Source organism: uncultured Mesonia sp. (assembly GCA_947499595.1).
Classification (GTDB): Bacteria; Bacteroidota; Bacteroidia; order Flavobacteriales; family Flavobacteriaceae; genus Mesonia; species Mesonia sediminis.
On record CANMOY010000015.1, the window covers coordinates 1 to 26,165 of the forward strand.

A 26,165-nucleotide genomic window follows, 5' to 3' on the forward strand; every position below is an offset into this window, starting at 1 on the left:
TTTAACGGTAAGCCAATGCCATCAAATGACTACTGGTTTAGTGTAGAATACAAGCAAATTTTACCAACCGGTGAAGAACGTATAGATACCTTTAAAGGTCACTTTACCTTGAAGCGGTAAGCTATAATACGCTGCATTAAAATTTATAAGGCTATTCAAACCAATAGCGGGTCAATCTTAAAATATTTGTGCCAATTGAAAAATTAATTTGATTTTCGAATAAGCCTTTCATGCGTCATCGATAAGGCATAATCCATAATGAGTTTTCATAGCCCTAAATTTTCTTAATGAACGGTGTAATCAAGGCTTTTTAGCATTGCCAGATGTCTTCCAAGATTTACTTTCAAGTCAAGATGAAGTCGGTTTACTCTAATTCATACGTATATCAAAAGCGTATTGAGTCCACACTGAGTCCACAGTGAGTCCACTAATTAGTGGACTAAAGTAAACTCATAATAGCTTCAATATAGATTTAGAATAGAAACAATTTGGTTTAAACTTTGCTTTGATATAAGGTAAGAATACTAAAGAGCTGAGTCAGCTTTAAGCAAGTAGGATTTAAAGCGTAATAAAATTTGTATACTGTCTAAGGTTTAAAATACAGTACAATATGAACGAGGCATCTACTCGAAATTTAAAAGCTTTTAGGACTCAATTCAGAGGAGGTAAAAATGTAGTATTTTTCTGGTATAGCTTAACTTCAATTTTTGCCTAAACACAACAATTGTTTTTTATCCCCAATAGTCTTTTAATGACCTTAGCTTATAGTCAGGTAATAAATCGAATAAGGCTGATGTACTATCCTTGATTTTTGACTAATAATTCCAGTAGATTTTCATTTTAAAGCAGCCATAAAAAAATAAAAAACTGCTATTCTACATTATTTATGCTGTTTTTTCTGCATAAACAATATAATAACGGGGCGTCAGCGTTCTTAATAAAGGTCTAATACCAATTTTATTAACGGGGTTGGTCCATTTTTCTCTAGCTTTAATTTGCCATCCTGCCTTCTCTAAAAGCCAATCGAATTGCCAATCTTCAAACTCATGATAATGCCTGTCCCAAGGGTCTGTTTTACTACGGTAGGCAGGAGCAAACCACAATTTTAAAGGTATGCTAGCCACCAATTTATCTGCTTTAATGGCTTTTAATACATTAAAAGGAGCGATTAAGTGCTCAAAAATCTCAAACGCAGTGACAAGCTCTACATCGGCAGTTGCCGCAATCTGATAATCTACATCAAGATCTTCGCCTTGTGTATTTTTCACCTTGTAACCTGCATTTTTCATAATTTCGGAAAAGGGATTTTCAATACCTAAGTCTAAAACGCTTTTTGGTGCTGGGCAATGCTTTTCTAAAAAAGCCAAGGTATGCTTGTAGCGTTTGTTTGGGAAATTTTTTTCGTACACGTTGATTACAATTTATAGACCATAGCGTTGATATTCATTCCGGCACCTACACTGGCAAATAGAACAACATCACCTGTTTTAACTTCTTGATTTTCTAGTTGGTTGTTCTTTACCAAATCAAATAAAGTAGGTAATGTAGCCACCGAACTATTTCCTAGTTCGGCTATGCTCATAGGCATTATATGTGGTGGCATTTCTAAGTTATACAATTTATAGAAGCGCTCGCAAATCGCCTGATCCATTTTTTCGTTGGCTTGGTGCAGAAAAATCTTTTTAAGTTGATTTATTTGAAAGCCACTTTTGTCTAGGCAGTTTTTCATAGCTTGAGGAACATAAGATAAAGCGAAATTGTAAATTTTTCTTCCGTTCATTTTTATGTAACGAATGTCTCTTTCTAATTTCATATTATAAGAGGCTTCGAAGGTTAAATAATAGGCCTCTTCAAGCGTGTAACTTGCACTTTCATGGGCAATTATTCCATCGTTTTCGGTGTTATTTACCGCTTCGATTATAGTTGCTCCTGCCCCGTCGCTAAAAATCATACTATCTCTATCGTGTCTATCGACCACTCGCGATAAGGTTTCTGCGCCAATAATAAGGCACTTTTTGGCCATTCCTGCCTGAATAAAAGCCTGTGCATGAATAACTCCTTGCAACCAGCCTGGGCAACCAAATACAAGATCGTAGGCTACACAAGCTGGATTTTTTATTTTTAATTGGTGTTTAACTCGGCTAGCCAAACTCGGTACCGCATCACTTTGTCTTTGGTTGTGTTTAACATCCCCAAAGTTTTGGGCTACAATGATGTAATCTAAGCTCTCTGGATCAATAGCTGCATCTTCGATGGCTTTTTGGGCTGCAATAGCTGCTAAGTCAGAGGTATTCAAAGCGGGATCTATATACCGACGCTCCTCAATACCTGTGATTTTTTTAAATTTTCTTATGATCATTTCATTTCCCCCAGATATGGCAGCCCCATCTTCATTAAGAAATTCGTGTTGTAAAAAATCCTTGTTGCTTATTCTTTCATCTGGGATACAACTTCCTACTCCTGTTATTTTGATTGACATAGTTTTGCTTTTTTATAGCTAAATGTTATCCTCTCATTAAGTTAAACTCTAGCGTTATTATCCCTAAATTTTATAGTTCAATTTATTATACGACTAAATTAAGCATATTATTTTTTAGGCGATGAAGATTTGGGGTTATATTGGTAAGTATTGATAAAAAAACCGCAATAAAGCCTAAATGTAAAATAAAGCTTTATTGCGGTTGAATTAAAAAGGGAATTCTAATACCTGTTGGCTTTCTATGAAAGAACGTCTTATTACGAACTTATTCTTCAGAGGTCATATAGGTTTCAATCGGCTCGCAGGTACACATTAAATTTCTATCTCCGTAAGCATCATCAACACGTCTTACCGAAGGCCAAAATTTATTTTCTTTGATGTAATCTAACGGATAGGCGGCCTTTTCTCTACTATAGGGTAATTCCCAAGAATCAGCTGTTAGCATACTAAGAGTATGCGGCGCATTTTTTAATACATTGTTTTCATCTTCTTTTTGGCAAGTTTCAATTTCTTCACGAATCGCAATCAATGCATCGCAAAAACGGTCTAGCTCGGCTTTGCTTTCACTTTCGGTAGGCTCTATCATCATAGTTCCGGCCACGGGGAAAGATACCGTAGGCGCGTGAAAACCATAATCTATTAGACGCTTGGCGATATCTACCACTTCAATCCCTTTGGTTTTAAAAGGTCGGCAGTCAATAATCATTTCGTGTGCTGCTCTTCCTCTTTCGCCGGAATATAAGGTTTTAAAATGATCTCCTAATCTGCTTTTAATATAATTTGCGTTTAAAATAGCGTGTTTGGTGCTCGATTTTAAACCCTGGCTACCCAACATATTTATATAGGCATAACTAATTAGACAAACCAATGAAGAGCCCCAAGGTGCAGCCGAAATTGCCGAAATGGCTTTTTCTCCTCCTGTCTTTATAACCGGGTTACCTGGTAAAAAGGGAACAAGTTGCTCTGCAACGCAGATAGGACCAACTCCTGGACCACCACCACCATGGGGTATGGCAAAGGTTTTATGTAAATTCAGGTGACACACATCTGCGCCAATTTTTCCGGGGTGAGTTAGGCCTACTTGCGCGTTCATATTGGCACCATCCATATAAACTTGGCCTCCATTATCGTGAATAATTTGTGTGATTTCGCGAATAGCCGATTCAAAAACTCCGTGTGTAGAGGGGTAGGTTACCATTAAAGCAGCCAAATTATCTTTGTATTTAATTGCTTTTTCACGTAAATCGTCTACATCTATATTACCTTGGTCTGTTGCTTTGGTTACCACTACTTTCATTCCGGCCATAACCGCACTAGCAGGATTGGTTCCGTGTGCAGAAGAAGGTATCAAACAAATATTTCTATGATGGTCTCCTCTTGATTCATGATAAGCTTTAATTACCATTAAACCGGCATACTCACCTTGAGCTCCCGAGTTGGGTTGTAAAGAGGTCGCTGCAAAACCTGTAATTTCGGTTAATTGGTCTTCTAAACGCTTAAGCATTTCTTGATAACCTTGGGCTTGGCTTACAGGAACAAAAGGATGAATACCACCCCATTGCGGATCGCTTAAAGGCAGCATTTCTGATGCAGCATTGAGTTTCATGGTGCAGGATCCTAAAGAAATCATAGAATGATTAAGGCTCAAATCTTTGCGCTCTAATTTTTTGATGTAGCGCATCATTTCGGTTTCAGAGTGGTAGCGGTTAAACACCTCCTGCTGCATAAAATCTGTATCGCGCTCTACTTCGGTGTCTTGTAATAAATCGATTTGCTTTAACTCGATAGGATTTACCGATTTTTTAGCAACTTGTGCAAAAACGGCCAAAATATTATTGAGATCGGTAATCGAAGTCGTTTCATTTAAGCTGATGCTTACCACATCTTCTGCTGGATAGTAAAAATTGATTTCGCTAGCTTCGGCAATTTCTTGCACTTGCTTGGCATTTGCTTTAACTCTTAAGGTGTCAAAATAGGTTTTATTGAGCTGTTGATAACCTAAATCGCTTAAAGCTTGTGCTAAAGTGGTAGCTTTATAATGAACTTGGTTGGCGATATGTTTTAATCCATTGGGTCCGTGGTAAACGGCATACATTCCTGCCATAACCGCCAATAAAACCTGAGCGGTACATATGTTTGATGTAGCGCGATCTCTTTTAATATGTTGCTCACGGGTTTGTAAAGCCATCCGTAAAGCAACCTCTCCATTTTTATCTTTACTTACGCCAATTATACGACCAGGAATATTACGTTTATACTCCTCTTTGGTGGCAAAATAAGCGGCGTGAGGGCCTCCGTATCCTAAGGGAATACCAAAGCGTTGTGTGGTACCCACTACGGCATCTACGCCATAATCTCCCGGAGCCTTCAATTTAACCAAGCTAAGTATATCGGCAGCGACAGCAGTTTTTATTTCTAGAGCCTTGCATTTCTCGATAAACTCTTGGTAGTCAAAAATCTCACCACTCTTACCGGGGTATTGCAAAAGCGCTCCAAAATAGGCGCTGTCAAAATCGAATTCGCGGTGATCGCCCACCACCAATTCAATACCTAAAGGCTTTGAGCGGGTTTCAAGTAGCGATAAAGTTTGTGGTAGCACCTCTTCAGCAACAAAAAACTTATTGGCTTTTGCCTTTTTCTTCGCCTTGGCGCGAACGGCAAAAAGCAACGACATAGCCTCGGCAGCTGCAGTGGCTTCATCAAGTAGAGAAGCGTTGGCCAGTTCCATTCCTGTAAGCTCAGTAATCATGGTTTGAAAATTGATCAAAGCTTCTAATCGGCCTTGAGCAATTTCGGCTTGATATGGCGTGTAAGCGGTATACCAACCTGGATTTTCTAAAATATTACGTTGAATTACGGCAGGCAAATTAGTGTTGTGATAACCTAAACCAATATAGGTTTTAAAAACTTGATTTTTGTTTGCTAATTTGGTAATATGTTCTGCATATTCCTGTTCGCTCATTCCTTCACCAACTTCAATTTCTTTTTCTAATTTGATGTCATCTGGTAAAGTTTCATAAATTAATTGATCAAGACTATCTACACCGATGGTTTTAAGCATCTCATCAATATTACTAGGCCTAGGACCAATGTGTCTTAAAGCAAAAGAGTTTGTATTCATGCCTTTAAAATATAAGTTGTGTTTGTGGTTTGCAAAATTACGTTTTTTCGTTAGATTTAAATAGTTTATCGGGGTAATTATGCTTAAAAATTATGCTTATTTTTTTGTGTTTAAACCGATTTAAAAATAGTTACTTTTGCACCCATGCAGTTTCTTAAAAATGCTTTGGCGCTATACATTCGTGCGAGCCTTCACGTTGGCTTAGCCGTTAGCGCTTTAAGTCATTTATTTTCTCAACATTTTCAACAGACCGCTGCACCTAATTTTTATTTGTTTGTATTTTTTGCGACTGTGGTAAGCTATAATTTTGCTAAATTTTCAGCGTTCCAGCACTTAAGAAGCCTTGGCTTTTATCTCACCAAAAAAAGTGTATTGTTGGTACAATTTGTAGCGGTATTTGGTTTGGTAATCACTTGTCTGCAGTTAGCAATTTCTCAAATTTTGTTTGCGAGTATACTGGGGCTTTTTACATTATTGTACGCTATTCCACTGGGCACTAACAAACAGAATTGGCGCAATAGCGCATACTTAAAGATTTTTATAATTGCTGGGGTCTGGGCCTGCACAGTGGTAGTACTGCCACTTATTCCAATTATAAATATGGAGCTAACGCGCCTGATGGCATACACCGCACTTGTTTTTGTTTTTACGCTAGCGAGTACCTTGGTTTTTGAAATAAGAGATTTAAATAGAGATGATGTGCATTTAAAAACCATACCCCAGCTCTACGGTGTAATGAATACCAAAATTTTGGGTGTCTTTTTGTATCTTTTTGTAATGCTAGGTATAGGCTTTTTAAATGAATTTAAAGCTGTGTTTTGGTATGCTTCATTTTTAACTAGTGCAATGGGTATTTTATTTTTAGCTTTCGCGGATACAAAACAACCAAAACATTATGCCGATTTTTGGGTGGAGTCTTTGCCTATTTTTTGGTGGTTGCTGTACCAGTTGGGGCAATGGTATTATTAGCTTGTAATTTACTTTTTAAGTAATCGAGATCTTTTGCGCTTAGTTTTTGATGCGGTAACTGCTGCATTAATCCCGTAAGTTTAGCACTCCGTTTAGCATACTTTTTACAGGCTTTACAAAGTAGCAAATGCCCGTAAACCCGTAGTCTTTTTCTCCAACTTATGGGCTGGTATTGCATTTTATCGTAATAAATTGCCAAGCGTTCACAAATACTAGTCTGTTTGTCTTTATGATGTTTCATTACAGCCATTGTTTTTCGAGGCATTCAGCCATTTTTTGGCGCGCCCGATGAATCATTACCCAAAGATTAGACGAAGAAAGCCCCATTTCATTACAAATTTCATCGGTAGATTTGTGCTCAATACTTTTCATAATAAATACTTGAGCTTGTTTATCGGGTAGTTTATTCAGACAATTGAATATGGCCTCGCGTAATTCTAGATTAACCATATGTTCTTCTGCATTAAGACCGGGTTCTCTGGCGAGGCGATCTTCTATATAATTGTTGTTTTCTCCAATAGATAAATCTTTAAAATCGACTCCTGCTTTTTGCTTTTTTGTGCTGGCCTTTCGGTAATAATCTATAATTTTACGCTTTAATATGGCCGTTAACCAGGTGCGTTCGCTAGCTTGGCCTTTAAAGCTCTTTTTTGCTTTAAGACCGGCCAAGAAGGTTTCCGAAACTAGGTCTTTGGTAATTTCTTTATTGTTTAGGCGAACAAAGGCATAGTTAAAAAGAAAATCGGCATAGCGCTCTACCCACTTATTTGGGTTAAGTTTGTTTTCTTTGGGGCTCATTTTTTAAATGAATTTGCTAAGCTTAAAATTACGAATAAAAGTCGAGCAGTATTTTTAATACTAGATAATATTAACATTATGAAGCATTTGCTTGTTATAGGATATTTATGGCCCGAGCCCAAATCGAGTGCTGCGGGGAGTAGAATGATGCAATTATTGGCATTGTTCTTAGATAAAAATTGGAAAATCACCTATGCTAGCGCTGCAAAAAATAGCCAGTATGCGGTTACTCTAGAGAACTTGGGAGTAGAAAAAGTTAGCATACAGCCAAACGATGAATCGGTAAATACTTGGTTAGCGCAACTTGATCCAGATGCGGTACTTTTTGACCGATTTATGATGGAAGAGCAATACGGCTGGCGCGTTGCAGAAAATTGTCCTAATGCTTTACGGATTTTAGATACAGAAGATTTACACTTCTTTAGAAAAGCACGATCTTTAGCCTTGAAAGCAAATAGAGATTTAAGCAAAGCAGATCTGTTTTCTGATGAGGCCAAAAGAGAAATAGCCAGTATCTTGCGATGCGATTTGAGTTTGATTATCTCTGAAGCCGAAATGGACTTATTGCTTAAAACCTTTAAGATAGATGAGAATTTGTTGTTTTATCTGCCTTTTCTGCTCGAGGAAATTCCACCAGAACAACAAGAAAATCTACCAGAATTTAGTCAGCGTAAAGACTTTTTATTTATAGGCAACTTTTTACACGAACCCAATTGGGATGCTGTCCGTTTTTTAAAGGAATCGGTTTGGCCAAAAATCAGAAAAGACTTACCCGGCGTTAAACTGCATATTTATGGCGCTTATGCTAAGAAAAAAGTGAAACAATTGCACAACGAGCCTGAAGGTTTCTTGGTACACGGTAGAGCAGATGACGCACTAGAAGTAATGCAATCGGCTCGACTATTATTGGCCCCACTGCGTTTTGGTGCAGGTTTAAAAGGTAAATTTGTAGAAGCTATGACCGTGGGGACCCCAAGTATTACCACCATGATAGGGGCAGAAGGTATAGGCGGATCGCTACCATGGAGTGGCGAGATAGCCAATACAGCCGATGAATTGGCTCAAGCTGCCATACAATTGTATACCCGAGAAAAACGCTGGCTTACTGCTCGAAAAAATGGATTTGCGATCATAAAGAATCGTTTTCAAAAAAATGAGTTTGAACCCATTTTCATGCAGCAGGTAGAACATTTGCTCAAGTGGTTACCCGCTCATCGAGAAAGAAATTTTATGGGGAGTTTATTGCAACATCATACGCTACAGAGTACCAAGTATATGGCGCGGTGGATTGAAGAGAAAAACAAAAAATAAGCATGGCCGGTATCTATTTACACATCCCGTTTTGTAAGCAAGCTTGTCATTATTGTGACTTTCATTTCTCTACCGTTTTAAAGCGTCAACCTCAAATGGTGGAAGCCTTAAAAAAGGAATTAATTCTGCGTAAAGCAGAACTGAATCAAAAAGTGAAAACGATTTACTTTGGAGGAGGAACGCCTAGCCTATTAAGCATCACTCAATTAAACGAACTACTAACTTGTATTAAAAATCATTATGCGGTAGATGAAAAAGCCGAAATCACCTTAGAGGCAAATCCAGATGATTTAAGTAGGGAAAAGTTAGAGGCACTATCTAAAACAGGTATAAATCGGCTGAGCATAGGAGTGCAATCTTTTTTTGAATCGGATTTACAATTGATGAATCGCGCACATAATGCGCAAGAAGCCCAACAAGCAATTGTTTGGGCAAAAGATTATTTTGAGAACCTTTCACTCGATTTAATCTATGGTATTCCAAAAATGAGTCTGCAGCGTTGGGAAGAAAATATAGACCGAGCCTTATTGCTTGATATTCCGCATATATCGAGTTACGCGCTTACCGTTGAACCCAAGACTGCATTAGAGAATTTTATTAAAACAGGAAAAATACCCCCTGTAGATGAGGCTTTGGCTAAAGCTCATTTTGAATTGCTGCAAAGCAAACTAAAAGCACAAGGTTTTATAAATTATGAGTTTTCTAATTTTGGTAAACCTGGCTTTTTCTCCCAAAATAATATGGGCTATTGGTTGGGTAAACCTTATTTAGGTATTGGGCCCGGCGCACATAGCTATGGCAACGGGCAGCGTTCTTGGAATCTTGCGCACAACATAAAATATATACGCGCTTTACTTCAAAACAAGAGGCCGTTTGACTATGAAAAGCTTACTAGTAAAGATGCTTATAATGAGTTTGTTATGACGCGTTTACGAACCATGTGGGGCATTCCTTTAAAAGAGGTGCAGCAGCGTTTTGGTAGTCTATTTGCTCACTATTTGCAAGCACAGGCCAGTGAACATTTGGCGGCAAGCCGTTTGATTCTCCGTGATGAACACTTGATCATTGGCTCAACCGCTAAATTTTTAACCGATGGCATTGCTGCCGATTTGTTTTGGGTAGATTAGGCTTTATTACGCATTAAAATATCCGCTACAGCGGCATTAATTTTCTCAAGAAAACGTTCATCTGCTTCGTTAAAGGCATTGGCAGTATTAGAATCTATGTCTATTTGGCCTATGTTTTCGCCGTTTACAAATAGCGGAATCACCACTTCACTCTTCACGTTGATATTGCAAGAGATATAATTATCTTGTGCCTGCACATCGGGTACTACAAAATTTTGATTAGACTCGGCCACTTGTCCGCAAATACCCTTTCCAAAAGGTATGATGGTGTGCTCGGTTGGTTCGCCGGCATAGACGCTTAACTTAAGCTCGGGCTTTTCTCCATTTTTAAAGTAAAATCCTACCCAGTCATAGTGGGCTACCTTTTCTTGTAATAACTGGCAAACCAACTCCATACGTTGGTCTATTGTTAATTCTTCTTTATTTAAAATAGAAAGCGCTTCTTGTTCTAACAGTTTGAAATCCATAACTTTTTTTGGCAAAAGTATATTTTTCTGATCAAGGTTATAAGTTAAAAAATCTTAAATTTGAATAGAATTTTTGCTATGATCAAAATACTTAAAAAGAACAAGGCCGTATTAAAATTTCTTGGTCTTTTTGGCGGTAGCTACCTGGTTTTAAGCTATTGCTACAATCAATACTTGAATTTAGATTTTTCAGAGAAATATTACCCCGATTGGGTGACGCATTGGGTTACCAAGCAAAGTCTACGTCTTACTCAGTTTTTAGGTTATGACGCACATGCCGTGCCGCATCCTTACGAAGCCAGTATGAAGTATTTTGTAGAAGGCGAATATTTAGCGCGTATTGTTGAGGGGTGCAATGCTGTGGCGGTAATCATTCTTTTTATCGCATTTGTAATTGCCTTTCATGCGCAGTGGCTAAAAACAATAGCTTTTATTCTCTTTGGGTTGGTGTTTATTTACCTGCTCAACGTTTTGCGGATTTCATTGTTGTGTATTGGTATGTATGAATACCCTGATTACCAGCGCGTTTTACACGATATTGTTTTTCCTGGTTTTATATACGGGGTGGTATTTGCACTTTGGTTATTATGGATGCGCATAGGGGTCGAAAAAAAGAAGTAAGATGCATATTATTAAATATTTAGGGGTTGCTCTTTTGATACTTGCCTTGGTTGCTGTACGTTTTTTTGAAAATGAATTATTTGCCGATCCATTGATCGATTTCTTTAAAGGGAATTTCTTGCAAAAACCAAGGGCTAATTATGATCTAGGGGAGGTACTATATCCTACACTAATCCGGTATTTACTCAATAGTTTATTAAGTATAGGGGTGTTGGTTTTGCTTTTTAAACGCCGAGCGGTAAGGTTGTTTGCTATAGTATTTTATGTTTTTGCGCTATTTCCGTTAATCGGACTGTTTATTTATTATTATGAAAAATTAGGTCCCGACACCTATATGAGCTTTTTTTATATACGGCGATTCTTAATTCAACCTTTGTTTTTACTTTTATTAGTGCCCGCCTTCTATTACCAACAAAAGCACACCAAGATAGAATAATCTATAGCTTTTACGGATTTTATATATAAAAAAACCGACGCCTAGGCATCGGTTTTTTGTAATTAACAAGATGAGCTTGTATTAATCATTTGGATTTAAAATGGCATCTATTCGTTCTACTAGATCTTGTAAGTGATATCTGCTCATACGATCTGAGGTACGTGAGATGGCGCGTTGCGCTTGTCGATTTAAATTATTTAATTCGGCGCGTACCACTGGTCTAATATCACTTTGAGCCACATTAATACCACTCTGATTAATCCAACTTCTTAATCTTGAAGGTATCTTATTCTGTTTTTCGGTCATCAAGTATTGCATACGGTCAACATAAGCACGCTGTAGGTTTCGACGATATACATCAATAGTTTTACCCTGTGCCAATTCGCTAAAAATCCCCGCTCTCAACTCGGTCATCATATCTAAAAGACCATAAGCATTTTCGTTTATGTTCTCATTTTCGATTAACCTAGCCATTCTTCCAAAATCAAGTAGATTATTTAGGGTACGTACTTGGTAAGCTCTTATTCTTTCTACACTACCGTCATATTCTATTTTATTGAATATGTCTTTATCAAGCATCCAATCTGGAGTTGTAAATAAATGCTGCTGTAAGAAGGCCATTGCTCGTTTTTGTTTTTCTTTATCGACGTGCGTATAAACAGCACCTTCTTGGTCGTAAGTTTTATAGTGCTCGTAAATACCACCAATGTTTGCAGTAACATGCCCCATATATCGATTAAATTGTCCTAACACTTGCTTATAAAGTTCGCCTAAATCTTCATAGTTTTTACCGTCTTCTGCAGTCCATTCAATCAAATTAGGAACAATACGCTTTAGGTTTTTAATTCCGTATTCAGAGGCGAGCATACTGTCATGTCCTAGATCTTCGGTTTGCGAACTCGGATCGATAACACTACCTCCTTGTTGTTTTCCAAAACGGTACATAGGGTCTCCGGCATGTTTTAAAATCCAGCTATCTAAAATAGGCTTTTCTTCTTCGGCTGTTTTATCTAAGATGGGTCTATAGCCCCAGTTGATGCTGTACTTGTCATAAACACCAATATTAGGCATTAAAGCTACATCGCCATCGCCAGGTTGAGCGATATAATTAAAACGAGCATAATCCATAATCGAAGGAGCGGTACCGTATTTTTTTGTAAACTCAGGATCACGCAAATCTTCTACGTTATAGGCAACACTACTTCCCATATTGTGAGGTAAGCCTAAGGTGTGTCCTACCTCGTGCGATGAAACAAAGCGTATGAGTCTTCCCATTACCTCGTCTTTAAATTCAACCCCTCTTGCATCTTCGTTGATGGCAGCCGTTTGCACGAAGAACCAGTTTCTTAATAAAGTCATTACATTATGGTACCAGTTGATGTCTGATTCTAAAATCTCTCCCGATCTAGGATCAGATACATGCGGACCGTTGGCATTAGGAATAGGAGAAGCCAAATACCTTACTACAGAATAGCGAACATCTTCTGGGCTCCAATCTGGATCTTCTTCTTTGCTTGGCGCTTCTTTAGCGATTATGGCATTTTTAAATCCTGCTGCTTCAAAGGCAACTTGCCAATCTTCAACACCTTGTTTAATGTAAGGAATCCATTTTTTGGGCGTAGCTCGATCTATATAATAAACAATCTGCTTTTTAGGTTCAACCAACTCACCGGCAAGAAACTTCTCTCTGTCTTCTTCTTTAACCTCTAATCGCCAACGATCTAAATATTTTACGCTTTTACTTTTTTGCGCCTCTAGACCATAATCGGTTTGGCTTCTTGCAAACCAACCTACTCGCTCATCAAAGTATCTTCTTTTCATGGGTTCTTTAGGTAATAGAACCATAGAGTTACTCATTTTTACAGAGATAGAACCTGTTGAAGAATTGGAAGGAGGGTTACCCGCTTTGTAAGTTTTTACATGGCGTATCTCAATATTTTGCGGATAAGATCTAATGGTGTCTATATACGACCTGTTTTTATCTAGACCTCCTATTTTATACGATTTTCTCCTAGCTTGAGGAAAACCTAAGGCTGCTACGTCTTTCTCGAATAAATCTGTTGCATCAATTACCGTAGACTTACTTAAAGAATCTTTTTTAAAGGCCTTAATAGGGAAGGCATATAGGATGGGTTCAAAATTTGAGTTGACAACCGCTTCGTGAACCGGTAAGCTATCGGCTGCGACCACATTGTGCGATACTACTCTGAGTAAAACACGGTCGCCCTTTTTTTGCCAACGCAATACTTTGGTGTTTTGTTTACCACCACCAAAGCCAATTCCGCTAGCGGTTTTTGCTATTCTGGTAACCATTAACATCTCGCGATTCAATAAAGAATCGGGTATTTCAAACATATATTTTTTATCAAGGTAATGTACCTTGAAAAGTCCTTCGTCTGTTTTAGCTTTTTTGGTGATTACTTGTTCATACGGTTTTATATCCCCTTTGGTTACTGCGTTTTTCTTGGCGGGTTCGGTTGGTTTTTTTTGAAAAACCCCACAGCTTCCCAAAGATAAGCACAATCCGACCAAGGCCAGTTTGGTTAATGATTTACTCATTTTTATTAATTTAAAATGTTTCTATTAAAAAGACTGCGAAATATAACAAAGGTTTAATTACGAATGCGATAAATTGGAAGCTTTCTTTAATTTGTTTGAAAAAAGTAGTACCTTTCCTAATAAAAATTAAAAGTATGTCTTCTATATTAGATTTATTAAAGACCACAGCAGGCCAAGAATTAATTGCTGGGGCGAGTGAAGAAACAGGGGTTTCTAAAGAAAAAACAGGCAGTGTTTTGTCTATGGCTTTGCCTGCCATTCTAGGTGCTATGAAAGGAGATTCTAGCGGTTCACAAGAGGGTTTAGAAAAAGCCTTGAATTCTAGCGAGCATAACGGGTCTATATTAAATAATTTAGGCGGTTTGTTGAGCGGAGATAAAAGCGAATTATTGAATAAAGGAGGAAGTATTTTAGGTCATGTGCTAGGCGGTAGTCAACAAAATGCGCTTACCCAAAATATCTCTAAAATGACTGGAGTAGACTCCAGTTCTATTGCTAAAATAATAAAAATGGCCATGCCAGTAGTAATGGGCTTTTTAGGAAAACAAAAACAAGAGGGTGGGGCTAATCTTTCTTCGCTTTTAGGCTCGGCTATGGGTACTAGTGGAAAGGAAGACGGCTCTATGCTAAACGCACTGCTTGATGCCGATGGCGATGGTAGCGTTATAGATGATGTAGCGGGAAAATTATTTGGTGGAGATAAAAAAGGAGGAGGTCTAGGCGGACTGTTCTAACCGAATCAAAATTTACTTAAAAAAAAGGAATCTCGCTTGCATGTGAGATTCCTTTTTTTAAGCAAAAATTAAAATTATGAAACGCCTTATTATTACATTTTTCACGTTATTTTCTATAAAATTAACGGCTCAAAACTCATACAAAGAGTTAAAAGAAATGTATCATGAAAAAGATACATTGTATGTGTATTATGACGAAGGGAATAATCAACAAACACGCTTAATCGGTTTAAAAAATAGGTCTTATGCGGGAGATTATGACTATTGGAAGACTATGTATTTTAAAAATAATGTATTTTATGAAAAAGATTTTATTACATTTATTAAAAGTCGGTATTTAAATGCTTCTTTAAAAATCCCTGATTTAAAACTTATAGACACCACTTGGATCAAGAACAACCAAGATAAAATCTTATATCCAGAACTTTTTGAGCGATTTGATGTTATAGAACTTTATAATATTTTGGTCTATAAAACCATATATTTAATAGAAGAAGAGAATTTTTTTGGTGCTAAAGTATATGCAAGAGAGGTAAAAGTCTATTCTAATTATAGTCTGCCAGAATAATGAAAAAGTCAAGCTAAGAATTTTAAAAATTAAAGTAATAAAGTAAAAATCTGTTTAGATACTACATAGTAGGGAGGTATATAGGTTAAAACCACTTTAATATTAAATAACTTATTATTGCTTCATCTGGTACAAAAAGAAAAGGAATCATTCGGTTTTGAATGATTCCTTTTGCTATTCATTTTAAATTTTTAAAAGAATTAAAAATTTCTAGTTTTATTTAAATAAATTTAGAGAATCAATTTCTGTATAACCATTTCCCAGAAAGCCTCCTTTTATAAATTGAAAATGCTTTTTACCGTAAACCAAAGCAATTTTTTTTAGTTTAGATCCGTAGACGCGCTTTTCAATGGTATCGTTTCTAGTGTAAACCATAATATCGTCAGCTCGAACTCTAGGAACGGTTTCGCATTCGTATTTTTCTAAATAATCAGTTTCCCAATCACATTGGGTTAATTTTATAGGGCCGTATTTTTCTTCGTAAATTTCAATCATTTTATCTCCAGGTATATCTACTCGAATGTCTGCTGGCTGAATCCCGAGGTTTTCTCTATTTTGTGATGTGTATTTACTGTTTCTAATTATTTTAGGGATTGATTTGTTTTCTTTATCCTTAAAACTATCGCTAAAATGCATACCTACTATTTTTCGCATCTTTCTTTTTAAAGTGTCCATTTCCTGAGGTGAAAAAGCTGTAGAATCTCTTAACGCTACACTTTCAAAAAAAACAGTATATCCTTGTTTACGGAGTTTTTCTAATTTGGTTTTTACATCCGCATAAAACTCAGGATGGTTAATATGAACCATCGGGAAAAGTACTAGCGTTTTATCTTTTTCTTGGTTATAAAAAACTTTTGTTTTTACTTTTTTTGAAGTTATTAATTTAAGGTAAATTGTAGAACAAGAACTTAAAACACAAAGAAATAAAATTAATACGATAAAAGATTTCATAAAATATATTTATTATTTAGGCCATCTAAAATTAAATTAATTAGATGGCCTAAATTTTTTAAAAAGGGAAAATAGCCTCAATAACTCGGACAGTAGTATCTACCCAACAAGCTGCTTTGCAGCCTCCTCTTCCTTCGTTTTTCTCATATTTATCTTTGCATGCCTCAATGCAACCCGCATGTTCTGTTAGACCATCATTCGGATCATCATCATCGTCACCATCACCATTTGCAACATTGATTAATTCAGCTTCAAGTTCAGCTTTTGTGATACCTTTTAATTCAAGTATATTGTCTGAAATATCAAAGAAGTGCAAATCATCATCTTCTTCTGATATTCCTATAGTAAAAAGAATATTAATTTCCTGATCTGTAGCTTCATCGTAATATGGTCTTTCAATCTCATAAATACTAATTTCTGATTCAGATTGATTTTCATAATCATTATTATCTATATTTACTTCAGGCTTTTCGATTTCCATGGCGGTATTGTCCTCTACCGCTGGGTCGCTTGAACAGGAAGAGAAGATTAATAACAATAATGAAATTTGTAAATAATTTTTAAAATTTTTCATGTGTTTTAAATTTAATGTTAATAAAAAAAATCTGATCAGAAGCTCAAATATAAAACACTAAACATATATATATAAAGTTAAATAAATGCTAACAAGAAAGTTCTTGAATAAAAAAGAATTACCCAACTTAGAATAATTCCTTTTTTATTATCGTATTGAGAAAATTATCACTACTAACTACTCATAGCTAAAATACTATTCATCCAACTCTACAAATAAACCCTCGTCGGTTTTATTTACCGTGGCGAGATTATGTTTACGTAGTCCTTTTAGGGCTTTGTCCCACTTTTTATTGCTCAATCCAGATTTTCCTTTTATGGTTTCCAATTCTTGTGGAGATTCTTTCTTTAAAAGATCTAAGACTGTTTTTTCTTCCTCGGTTAATTCAATTTTTTTACGTTCTGGTTTCATTTGCGGGAAAAACAACACTTCTTGAATTGATGGATTATTGGTTAAAAACATAATTAATCGGTCCATCCCAATACCTAGGCCAGAAGTAGGGGGCATACCATATTCTAATGCACGTAAGAAATCTTCATCTATAAAGCCTGTAGCCTCATCGTCTCCTTTCTCAGACAAACGCAATTGTTCTTCAAATCGCTCTCGTTGATCAATTGGGTCATTCAACTCAGAATAGGCATTGGCAATCTCTTTACCGCAAACCATTAATTCAAATCGCTCGGTAAGTTCAGGATTATCCCGGTGTTCTTTGGTAAGCGGACTCATATCTTTAGGGTAATCGGTTATGAAGGTAGGTTGAATATAATTGCCTTCGCATTTTTCACCAAAAATTTCGTCAATAAGCTTTCCTTTACCCATGGTTTCATCTACCTCAATCCCCATATCTAAAGCCGCTTGGCGGAGTTCTTCTTCAGATTTTCCTGTAATATCATAGCCGGTAAATTCTTTAATGGCATCGGTCATAGTAACCCGCTTATACGGAGCTTTAAAATCTACTTCGTGTTGTCCAAAAGTAGCTTTGGTCGTACCGTTAACAGCGAGGGCACAATGCTCTATTAATTTCTCGGTAAAATCCATCATCCAATTGTAGTCTTTGTAAGCCACATAAATTTCCATTGCTGTAAATTCTGGATTATGGGTTCTATCCATCCCTTCATTTCTAAAATTTTTAGAAAATTCATAAACCCCATCAAAGCCACCAACGATAAGTCGTTTTAGATACAATTCATTCGCAATTCTTAAATATAAAGGAATGTCTAAAGCGTTGTGATGCGTTACAAAAGGTCTAGCGGCTGCACCTCCTGGTATAGACTGTAATATTGGCGTTTCTACTTCAAAATATCCTCGCTCATTAAAAAACTCACGCATGGCATTAAACAACTTGGTGCGTTTGATAAAGATATTTTTAACTTTAGGGTTAACCGCCAAATCGGCATAACGCTGGCGATAGCGTAATTCTGGATCATTAAATTTATCATACTCATTGCCCTCTTTGTCTACCTTGGGCAAAGGTAAAGGTTTAAGCGCCTTGCTCAATAAGGTAAAGTTTTTTACCAATACGGTTTTTTCGCCAACTTGTGTGTTAAAAAGCTCTCCTTCGATTCCTATAAAATCTCCTATATCTAAAAGTTTTTTATAAACCTCATTGTATAATGTTTTATCCTCACCGCTACAAATTTCATCTCGATTAAAATATACTTGTATGCGGCCTTCGCTATCTTGTAGTTCTGCAAAAGAAGCTTTTCCTTGTATACGTCTAGACATCAGTCTACCAGCAATACTTACCTGTTTCCCTTCTTTAAACTGATCTTTTATGCTAGCCGATGTATGACTAACGTGATAAGATTCGGCTGGGTAAGGATTTATACCCATCTTTTTAAGAGAAGCAAGTTTTTCTCTTCTTACAAGTTCCTGTTCAGATAATTGCATAACTATATTTTATTATTAAAGGCGCAAAGATACTTACAAACTTTATAGCAATCAAAAATCTCGATTTATTTCGTTTACAGATGTTCATAAAACCTTAAGCTAAGCTTAAAATTCATTCCTCTTTTATAGAGGAATTGTATCTTTATCCTCATTTTAAGACCTACACACATAAGAGATGCAAAATAAATCAATTGCTGTAACAGAACTAGGATTCAAAGATTTCAAGGAAACTTGGAATTTTCAAGAACGTTTATTTCAACAAATCATAGATACAAAGGTGGCCAATAGACGTGAAGATAAAGATGATGAAACAAAAAATCATCTTCTTCTAGTAGAGCATCCGCACGTTTACACCTTGGGTAAAAATGGAGATGCAAAAAACTTGTTACTCGATGAAGCTAACTTAAAAAACATAGGTGCGCGTTTTTATAAAATTAATCGAGGCGGCGATATTACCTATCACGGGCCAGGACAACTGGTAGCTTATCCTATTTTAGACTTAGAAAATTTTTTTACCGATATTCATAAATACCTTAGGTTTCTTGAAGAAGTGGTTATTTTAACTCTGGACGAGTATGGTATTAAAGCGCAAAGAAGCGAGGGCGAAACGGGTGTGTGGTTAGATGTGGGTACTCCTTTTGCGCGCAAGATCTGTGCTATGGGGGTGCGTGCTAGTAGATGGACCACTATGCACGGACTGGCGCTTAACGTGAACACCAATTTAGGTTACTTTGACCATATTGTTCCGTGTGGTATAGAAGATAAAGCGGTTACTTCGCTGCACGTCGAGTTAGGAAAAGAAGAAATTCCGCTGTCAGAAGTGAAAAGTATAATGCTTAAACATTTTGAAAAACGGTTTGAAGCACAATTGAATTATGATTTATGAACACCCAAAGAGTAACATTCACCAATAGAGAGGGCCATAGCTTAAGAGCTCATTTAGATCTACCTGCTTTTGCAAAGCCTAAGCAATATGTATTATTAGCACATTGCTTTACTTGTGGTAAAGATTTAAAAGGCTTTAGAAACATAAGCAAAGCACTAACTCAAAATGATTTTGCCGTATTTCGGTTTGATTTTACAGGTTTGGGGCAAAGTGAGGGTGATTTTGCTGAGACTACTTTTTCTAGCAATATCACCGATTTGCTAGACGCTGCAGCATATTTAAAAGAGAATTACCAAGCGCCTAGCTTGCTGGTAGGACACTCGCTAGGAGGAGCAGCAGCTATTTTAGCGGCGCGCCACTTATCTACTTTAAAAGCTTTGGTTAGTATTGGCAGTCCCAGTCATACTAGTCATGTTAAAAACCTATTTGGTACTGCGCAAGAAGAAATACAGGCAAAAGGGGAGGCGCAGGTGGTGTTAGCCGGACGAAAATTTACCTTTAAACAAGAATTTATTCAAGACTTAGAAGAGCATAATCCGCTTAAAGCGTTAAAAGAATTGCGTCTTCCTTATTTGAATTTGCATGCGCCCCACGATGAGGTAGTTGCTATTAAACACGCACAAGAACTTTATGTAGCCGCCATGCATCCTAAAAGTTTTGTGAGTTTAGACAGCGCAGACCATTTGCTTTCAGATGAAAATGATGCTGTTTATGCGGGACAATTAATAGCATCTTGGGCCAAACGCTATCTTCCAGAAATAGAAAGTGAAGTAGCTCAAACACAAGATTCGGCTACCGCAAATTTGCATGTAGAAGATGGTTTTACTACTCACATGCAAGTAGGGAGTCATTATTTATTAGCCGATGAGCCCACAAAGGTTGGAGGTAAAAATAAAGGGCCTAATCCTTTTGAATTTTTAGCAGGAGGGCTTTCAGCATGTACCGCCATGACTTTACGGATGTATATTGATCATAAAAAATGGCCAGTAGATCAAATTAATGTGCTCACCCAACATGATAAAATAGAACGAGAAGAAGCGGGCAAAAGCATTAAGCAGGATGTGTTTAAACGAAAAATCACTTATAAAGGGAGGATAGATGCTAAACAAGAGCAGCGACTACTTGCGATTGCCAATCGTTGTCCCGTGCATAAAACACTAATGAGCGTTTCTGAAATCGAAACCGAAATAAATCAACAAAACCATTAGGTTTTAATTAAGCTGATAAATTAAAACACTATTTTTTTCACCCTGTACAATTAATTCTAACTTACCTTTAGCATCAATATTTTCTATGCTTGCGCGAGAATTACCGTAAACAGGGAAACCGGGTAGCAGTTCTCCGTTTTTATCAAAAACATAGACTTTTTGTGCCTGGGTATCGGTTATGGTAATATAGGTTTGTTTATTGAATTCAAAAATAGCGGGTTGGGTGTACAAACCGTAATCAAGTTGAATACGCTTATCATTTATAAGCAATTCGTTTTCGTTGCTAATGGCCCAAGTACCATTTTTAAAAGCAGCAGTATGATTATCTTGTAAACCTAAATCCTTCCGCGTAAGCTTAGCTTTTTCATCAATTAATATTTTACCTTTGGTATCTAAACTGCTAAACTTATTTTTTTCCACTTGCCACTGCGCTGAGCTAAAATCTATTTTCTCTTTAATTTTTAAGCGCTCTTCACCAGTACGACTTAACAGGTGTAAGCTTCCACTTTCTTCGGGTATACTAATGTAATCTCTAGATTCAATGCGTAAATGATTAGGCGTGTTTAAGATAGGCGATGAGGTGGGTTTCATTTGAAAGCCTTTTACCTGTTTTCCGTTTTTATCCCACATTAAAACAACATTGTTTTGGGTGGTTACAAATCTGTAATTATGGTTGTTAGCATAATCAAATACGCCCAAGGCTTGGGTTTGTGGCGATTTAAATTGAAGGGGAAAGGGTTTTACCGATTTACCATTTACCGCCAGAATATGCAGTTGATGTGGAGTGGAAAAAGCGATTTGCAAACGGCTGTTGTTATAAAGATCTACTACTTGAGGTTCTCCTAAGATGGGTCCTTCTAGCGCTTTGCTAAAGACAAGCTCTCCTTTGTAATTGAATACTTGTAGCAAATGATCTATGTCTTGAACTGCAATATATTGCTCACCTGTACGCCAGTAAGGGAAGAAAAAAGGAGCTTTGTTAATGGGTTTCTCTGTTTTTATGGTGTCTACCTGTATTGCGTTTTGATTACCGCTTGGGCGATTAATTTTTTGCATAACCATATGCACGTGAGCAAAATTAGTGTCATATACCAATTGTATGGCAGCTATAGGAAACCCATTGGTTTTTATTTGCTCTATATCTTTTGTAAGGCCTGATTTAAGCCTATCTTTTAAAAGATTTTTGAAGTTATCGTTTAAACTTACGCTAAGTATACTCGAATAATCGCTTAGCGATGAAAGTGTTTCTTGGTAGTAATTTTGATTGATTAAGGTAGACTCATTTAAATAATTGGCTATAATATGCTCTATACTCGCTATTTTTTCAGCAAAGATGAGGTGATTATCTAAAAAGCAGTAATAACTTAATTTCTTGGTCGTAATTAATGGATAGAACTGTTTTCTAAACAAGTCAGCATTATCAAATTTAAAAATATCTATAGATCTAAAATTTTTGCTTACTTGCGTATGAGCCAATAAGGCTTCTTTACTCAAACTAATATCTAGTGCTCGCGCTGCAACAACATCCCCTTGAGGCAAGTGTATACTACCAATTTCTACTAAAGTTTCCGCTAAACTGAGGCTGTCTTTGGTTTTAGAGTTCTTTTTTTCATTACCTAATGCTTCTATAAGTTTTTTACCTTGGTCAAAAGTAAAACTGGTGTAAGCGTAGGCATTTAAGGGGACTACTGCAGCCAATTCACTCTGTTGTGGTTTAACCGAAGCAAAAGCATCTATGATGGCTGATTGAGCAGAAACAGCCTGTGTAATACCATCTAATTGAATTTTTTCTGGTTCAAGACTAATCTCTAGCATGCTCCATCCCGTTAAATTTTTCAGGTTATTGAAAGAACGCGTAAAATGCTGATCAAAATGCGATATAAACTCTGGGAAATTAAAGAAAAGTGCAAATTTTGCGCTCGCACCTGTTTCATAAATTTTTTCTAGACCAGCCGGTTGCGGAATGGGTGTTGCAAAATTTCTTATAATGTTTTCAAGCACTAGTTTTGAAGTACTTACCACAAAAAGTTGCTCTAATTGTACCGTGTAAGCTTCAACATTATTTAAGGTATAATGCTTTACGGTAGCATTATCATAGGTGTAACTGGTAACTTTCTTGTCTTTGATTTTATCAAGATCAACTAGTTCTGGGGTATGCTTGCTTAGTAAGGTGATGGCAGGGCTATCCTTACCAGCAGGGGTAAAGCAAATCAAGCTCTCTTCTTCTAATTTTAAATAGTTATTGTTTAAAAATGATTGTGTAAAATAAGTCAAAAACCCATCATATTCCTGTTGCTTCAACCACTCTTGATTATTTAATTGATTGATAAAAAGGGAAAGATCACTTGTTTTTAAAACCGCAAACGTTTTTGGGGGTATGGCTTCAAATAAATCTTTTTGAAGTTGCTTTTCTTTTTGGCAACTCGACAGTAAAATGGAAAAGGTTATAAATAAGTATAATATCTTTCTATTCATCTTAGGCGTAACTTGTTTAAACAAAATTATGAAATTATAAGGCCAAAGTATATTGTTCTGGTAATAACCTAAAACTTTTTCTGTGATGTGGACTGGCTCCATGCGAGCGAATAGCAGCTCGATGTTCTGCAGTAGGATACCCCTTATTCTTGGCCCAATTATATACAGGGGCTTGCTCATGAATTTGCAACATATGTTGGTCTCTAGCGGTTTTAGCCAAAATAGAGGCCGCGGCAATATTTAAAAATTTGGCATCACCTTTTACAATGCATTGATGCGGAATGCCATTTATGGGCGTAAACTTATTGCCATCAACAGCAATAAAATCTGGCTTTATACTAAGTTGTTCAATGGCTCGTCGCATAGCCAAGAGCGATGCCTGCAAAATGTTTATTTCATCTATTTCTTTTTCACTTACGTGTACTATGGCAAATGCTAAAGCTTCTTTTTTGATGATAGGGCAAAGTTTTTCGCGCTGGGCGGGTGTTAGTTTCTTGCTATCGGTTAAAAAAGCATGTTTAAAATGTGGCGGCAAAATAACCGCCGCAGCTGTTACAGGGCCTGCAAGACATCCTCGCCCAGCTTCATCGGTTCCGCATTCGTAATTATGAGTACTATATTGTAATGGTAGCATAGTACAAAAATACAAGATAATTAAAAAGAAGTACTTATAATTTGATAAATCCTGTTTAACAAAAAAATGATACTTTTGCCTCAGTTAAAAAGCACTATGTTTAAACAGCTTATTCTTTTAATAATTATATTCACTGCGCAACAGATTTGTGCGCAAACGCTTCGTGGTGATGCTGGTCAGTTTGGTAATAGATCAGACCAGATGAAGCAAAAATCGGTGGTTGATAATCGTGAAAAGCCGCCCATTACAGATTATAAAATAATTAGTCATACTCAGGATACCACTTTTGTAGATACTACACTTAGCATTGCAAAATTTTATAAATACAATTACCTGCGTAAAGATAATTTTGACAAACGGGCGTATTCAAATATAGGGGAAGGATATACGCAACTAGCTAATAAAATCAAGAATAATGCGATATCAGATATAGGGATGCACGCAATACAACACCCAATTTTAGGTTTAGAAGATGTGTCCTATTATCACGTACCCACCCCGTTAACCGAATTGTATTTTAAAACCACACTGGAGCAAGGCCAAAGTTTAGATGCCTTTTTTACCTCAAACATCAGTAAAAAGCTTAACTTTTTTATAGGGTATAAAGGTTTACGCTCGCTGGGTCGATACAAAAACAACTTGACCAGTCAAGGTAGTTTAAGGCTTGGAGGTAGTTATACGAGCGATAATAAACGTTATGTATTGAAGACACATTTTGTTTCTCAAGATTTGAGTACTCAAGAAAACGGCGGGCTAACGAGCCTAGCGATTGAACAATATAAAAGTAAATCGGATGAGTTTGATGACCGCACCCTACTGGCAGTCAATTTTCAAGATGCCGAAAGCAAGTTTTACCACAAACGTTTTGTACTCGATCAAACGTATCATCTCATTGCCACCGATAAGAATGCAGGAGCTGGTGCCTTATCGCTCAATCATTTCTTTAATTTCACAGACAAGGAGTACAACTATTTTCAACAAAATGCCTTTGACGGATTTGGTGCTAGCTTTACGGAATTAAAAATCAACAATGAAACCGAATACCAACAGCTAAACAATGCTTTTAACCTAGCATCAAATCTTAAAAATATTGGCTACCTAAAAGCTGGATTGGAATATAGTCATTTAAATTACGGCTACAGACGCAAGGTTGTTCTCAATACCCAGACTATTCCAAATAATTTGAAAGATGATATTTTGCAGTTCAAAGCTTTGTACTCTAATCAGTTTAATCAAATAAGTTTACAAGCCAACTTGGTGGCCAAGATACTAGGAGAGTATGCTGGAAATATATTGGATACCGAAGCAGCCTATCATTTTGGCAAAGAAAATAAATTCGGAGCTAAATTGCTTATAGAAAAAACGAGTCCAGATTTACAGTACCATATGTTTCAAAGTGATTATAAAGCATACAATTGGCGCAAAGACCTAGATGAAGTAGAACAGCAAAAGTTTACTGCTTTTCTGCAAATGCCCAAGTGGGTTAATATCGAAGCTTCTTTTTCTCGAATTAAAAATCTAACCTATTTTGAATTTTCAGATAGCCCACAAGCCATTTCAGATTCAATTGTTAATGCAACTCAAGCATCTTCTAATACCATATATTTTGATGTAAAAGCGAATAAAGAAATTGCTATGGGATCTTTTAAATGGGATAACACCTTGTTATTTCAAAAAGTAACTCAGAACAACGAAGGGCTCAATCTTCCCGATTATGTCTTTAGAAGCACACTTTTATATGAAGACAAGTGGTTTAAAGATGCCTTGTTTTTACAAACTGGCTTAATGCTTAATTACGCTTCCCAATTTTACGCCGATGCTTACAACCCTATAGTGGGTAATTATGTAGTGCAGAATAAATGGGAGATAGACGTAGAACCACAAGTCGATTTCTTCTTTAATGCCAAAATACAACAAACCCGTCTATTCTTTCAATTAGAAAATGTATTAGACGCATTCACAACCAATAATGCATTTGTTGCACCAGGTTTGCCTTCTCGCGATTTCAGTATCCGATTTGGTTTGGTCTGGAATTTCTTTTTGTAGAAGTTGCTTAGCTATATTTAGATAATTGATCTTTCTAAGAAAAGTTGCTAAATTTTTATCCCATCGCTTTCGCGGAATTATTCTCGTTACCTATTATTAATTGTACTAACATATATAGGAGGGAAGCGGGTTGATCCTTTTCCGATCCTGAATTTTTGGAATAAGAATAAGCCTATAGAATAAGAGTATAAGCAAGTAAACTTCCATTTTAGTAAGCCTGGAAAAAAACTTTTAAAAAACTTTAGGTGGTTAAATCACTTGTTAGCAAGCCATTAGTATTTCATTAAAAAATAAATCAAAAAAAAGCCCAT

At 36.6% G+C, this 26,165-nt stretch carries 23 protein-coding genes; 11 read left to right on the forward strand and 12 right to left on the reverse strand.

The annotated features are described in order from the left end of the window. Positions 1 to 120 (forward strand): T9SS type B sorting domain-containing protein (locus ACH2AZ_RS12060; RefSeq protein ID WP_394908056.1); only part of this gene is annotated, 120 nt, incomplete at its 5' end. A 764-nt stretch (positions 121 to 884) separates the two neighbouring features. Here the strand turns inward: ACH2AZ_RS12060 and ACH2AZ_RS12065 are convergent. From ACH2AZ_RS12065 to gcvP, 3 genes are all read right to left on the reverse strand, one after another. After that, the gene (locus ACH2AZ_RS12065; protein WP_147860814.1) at positions 885 to 1,409 is read right to left on the reverse strand and encodes a class I SAM-dependent methyltransferase; all 525 of its coding nucleotides are present in this window, start codon (positions 1,407 to 1,409) and stop codon (positions 885 to 887) included. A gap of 5 nt (positions 1,410 to 1,414) precedes the next feature. Then, positions 1,415 to 2,479, reverse strand: coding sequence for a 3-oxoacyl-ACP synthase III family protein (locus tag ACH2AZ_RS12070; RefSeq protein ID WP_394908037.1), 1,065 nt, complete (start codon positions 2,477 to 2,479; stop codon positions 1,415 to 1,417). A gap of 265 nt (positions 2,480 to 2,744) precedes the next feature. After that, positions 2,745 to 5,600 carry an aminomethyl-transferring glycine dehydrogenase gene (gene gcvP / locus ACH2AZ_RS12075; RefSeq protein WP_394908038.1) on the reverse strand — a complete coding sequence of 952 codons (2,856 nt, stop codon included), beginning with the start codon at positions 5,598 to 5,600 and terminating at the stop codon, positions 2,745 to 2,747. A 144-nt stretch (positions 5,601 to 5,744) separates the two neighbouring features. Between gcvP and ACH2AZ_RS12080 the strand changes: the two genes are divergently transcribed. Further along, complete coding sequence (locus ACH2AZ_RS12080) at positions 5,745 to 6,569, forward strand: hypothetical protein (protein WP_394908039.1); 825 nt, start codon at positions 5,745 to 5,747, stop codon at positions 6,567 to 6,569. On the opposite strand, the gene ACH2AZ_RS12085 is transcribed toward ACH2AZ_RS12080, so the two are convergent. After that, positions 6,523 to 6,834: a hypothetical protein gene (locus ACH2AZ_RS12085; protein ID WP_394908040.1), complete on the reverse strand. Its 312-nt coding sequence runs from the start codon at positions 6,832 to 6,834 to the stop codon at positions 6,523 to 6,525. The genes ACH2AZ_RS12080 and ACH2AZ_RS12085 overlap by 47 nt on opposite strands. Continuing rightward, positions 6,810 to 7,367, reverse strand: coding sequence for a sigma-70 family RNA polymerase sigma factor (locus ACH2AZ_RS12090; protein WP_394908041.1), 558 nt, complete (start codon positions 7,365 to 7,367; stop codon positions 6,810 to 6,812). The genes ACH2AZ_RS12085 and ACH2AZ_RS12090 overlap by 25 nt, the downstream gene beginning before the upstream one ends. A gap of 78 nt (positions 7,368 to 7,445) precedes the next feature. Here ACH2AZ_RS12090 and ACH2AZ_RS12095 point away from each other — a divergent pair, with 78 nt between their 5' ends. Beyond that, positions 7,446 to 8,678 (forward strand): glycosyltransferase, encoded by a 1,233-nt coding sequence (locus tag ACH2AZ_RS12095; protein ID WP_394908042.1) that lies wholly within the window; start codon positions 7,446 to 7,448, stop codon positions 8,676 to 8,678. A gap of 2 nt (positions 8,679 to 8,680) precedes the next feature. Further along, positions 8,681 to 9,805, forward strand: a complete 1,125-nt coding sequence (gene hemW / locus ACH2AZ_RS12100; protein ID WP_394908043.1) for a radical SAM family heme chaperone HemW — start codon at positions 8,681 to 8,683, stop codon at positions 9,803 to 9,805. On the opposite strand, the gene ACH2AZ_RS12105 is transcribed toward hemW, so the two are convergent. Further along, positions 9,802 to 10,272, reverse strand: a complete 471-nt coding sequence (locus ACH2AZ_RS12105; protein ID WP_394908044.1) for a GAF domain-containing protein — start codon at positions 10,270 to 10,272, stop codon at positions 9,802 to 9,804. The genes hemW and ACH2AZ_RS12105 overlap by 4 nt on opposite strands. A gap of 60 nt (positions 10,273 to 10,332) precedes the next feature. On the opposite strand from ACH2AZ_RS12105, the gene xrtF reads away from it, so the two are divergent. Together xrtF and ACH2AZ_RS12115 are read left to right on the forward strand one after the other, a co-directional pair. Then, complete coding sequence (gene xrtF, locus ACH2AZ_RS12110) at positions 10,333 to 10,893, forward strand: exosortase family protein XrtF (protein ID WP_394908045.1); 561 nt, start codon at positions 10,333 to 10,335, stop codon at positions 10,891 to 10,893. A gap of 1 nt (position 10,894) precedes the next feature. Continuing rightward, positions 10,895 to 11,329: an exosortase F system-associated protein gene (locus ACH2AZ_RS12115; protein WP_394908046.1), complete on the forward strand. Its 435-nt coding sequence runs from the start codon at positions 10,895 to 10,897 to the stop codon at positions 11,327 to 11,329. 81 nt (positions 11,330 to 11,410) lie between these two features. On the opposite strand, the gene ACH2AZ_RS12120 is transcribed toward ACH2AZ_RS12115, so the two are convergent. Beyond that, complete coding sequence (locus ACH2AZ_RS12120) at positions 11,411 to 13,888, reverse strand: zinc-dependent metalloprotease (protein WP_394908047.1); 2,478 nt, start codon at positions 13,886 to 13,888, stop codon at positions 11,411 to 11,413. Positions 13,889 to 14,022: 134 nt separating this feature from the next. Here ACH2AZ_RS12120 and ACH2AZ_RS12125 point away from each other — a divergent pair, with 134 nt between their 5' ends. Beyond that, complete coding sequence (locus ACH2AZ_RS12125) at positions 14,023 to 14,622, forward strand: DUF937 domain-containing protein (protein ID WP_394908048.1); 600 nt, start codon at positions 14,023 to 14,025, stop codon at positions 14,620 to 14,622. A gap of 76 nt (positions 14,623 to 14,698) precedes the next feature. Beyond that, the gene (locus tag ACH2AZ_RS12130) at positions 14,699 to 15,190 is read left to right on the forward strand and encodes a hypothetical protein (RefSeq protein ID WP_394908049.1); all 492 of its coding nucleotides are present in this window, start codon (positions 14,699 to 14,701) and stop codon (positions 15,188 to 15,190) included. A 216-nt stretch (positions 15,191 to 15,406) separates the two neighbouring features. Here ACH2AZ_RS12130 and ACH2AZ_RS12135 read toward each other — a convergent pair whose 3' ends face one another. From ACH2AZ_RS12135 to lysS, 3 genes are all read right to left on the reverse strand, one after another. Beyond that, positions 15,407 to 16,141, reverse strand: a complete 735-nt coding sequence (locus tag ACH2AZ_RS12135; RefSeq protein WP_147860827.1) for a hypothetical protein — start codon at positions 16,139 to 16,141, stop codon at positions 15,407 to 15,409. Positions 16,142 to 16,199: 58 nt separating this feature from the next. Beyond that, the gene (locus tag ACH2AZ_RS12140) at positions 16,200 to 16,715 is read right to left on the reverse strand and encodes a hypothetical protein (RefSeq protein ID WP_147860828.1); all 516 of its coding nucleotides are present in this window, start codon (positions 16,713 to 16,715) and stop codon (positions 16,200 to 16,202) included. 195 nt (positions 16,716 to 16,910) lie between these two features. Further along, positions 16,911 to 18,605, reverse strand: a complete 1,695-nt coding sequence (gene lysS / locus ACH2AZ_RS12145; protein ID WP_394908050.1) for a lysine--tRNA ligase — start codon at positions 18,603 to 18,605, stop codon at positions 16,911 to 16,913. Positions 18,606 to 18,780: 175 nt separating this feature from the next. Here lysS and lipB point away from each other — a divergent pair, with 175 nt between their 5' ends. Both lipB and ACH2AZ_RS12155 read left to right on the forward strand, forming a co-directional pair. Further along, the gene (gene lipB / locus ACH2AZ_RS12150) at positions 18,781 to 19,491 is read left to right on the forward strand and encodes a lipoyl(octanoyl) transferase LipB (protein ID WP_394908051.1); all 711 of its coding nucleotides are present in this window, start codon (positions 18,781 to 18,783) and stop codon (positions 19,489 to 19,491) included. Continuing rightward, entirely contained in the window at positions 19,488 to 20,699 is a 1,212-nt protein-coding gene (locus tag ACH2AZ_RS12155; RefSeq protein ID WP_394908052.1) for an alpha/beta fold hydrolase, read from the forward strand. Before lipB ends, ACH2AZ_RS12155 begins: the two co-directional genes overlap by 4 nt. Positions 20,700 to 20,702: 3 nt before the next feature. On the opposite strand, the gene ACH2AZ_RS12160 is transcribed toward ACH2AZ_RS12155, so the two are convergent. Continuing rightward, positions 20,703 to 23,174 (reverse strand): hypothetical protein, encoded by a 2,472-nt coding sequence (locus ACH2AZ_RS12160; protein ID WP_394908053.1) that lies wholly within the window; start codon positions 23,172 to 23,174, stop codon positions 20,703 to 20,705. Positions 23,175 to 23,208: 34 nt separating this feature from the next. Continuing rightward, the gene (locus ACH2AZ_RS12165; RefSeq protein WP_394908054.1) at positions 23,209 to 23,808 is read right to left on the reverse strand and encodes a ribonuclease HII; all 600 of its coding nucleotides are present in this window, start codon (positions 23,806 to 23,808) and stop codon (positions 23,209 to 23,211) included. Positions 23,809 to 23,904: 96 nt separating this feature from the next. Between ACH2AZ_RS12165 and ACH2AZ_RS12170 the strand changes: the two genes are divergently transcribed. Continuing rightward, positions 23,905 to 25,854 (forward strand): putative porin, encoded by a 1,950-nt coding sequence (locus tag ACH2AZ_RS12170; RefSeq protein ID WP_394908055.1) that lies wholly within the window; start codon positions 23,905 to 23,907, stop codon positions 25,852 to 25,854. The last annotated feature ends 311 nt before the right edge of the window (positions 25,855 to 26,165 follow it).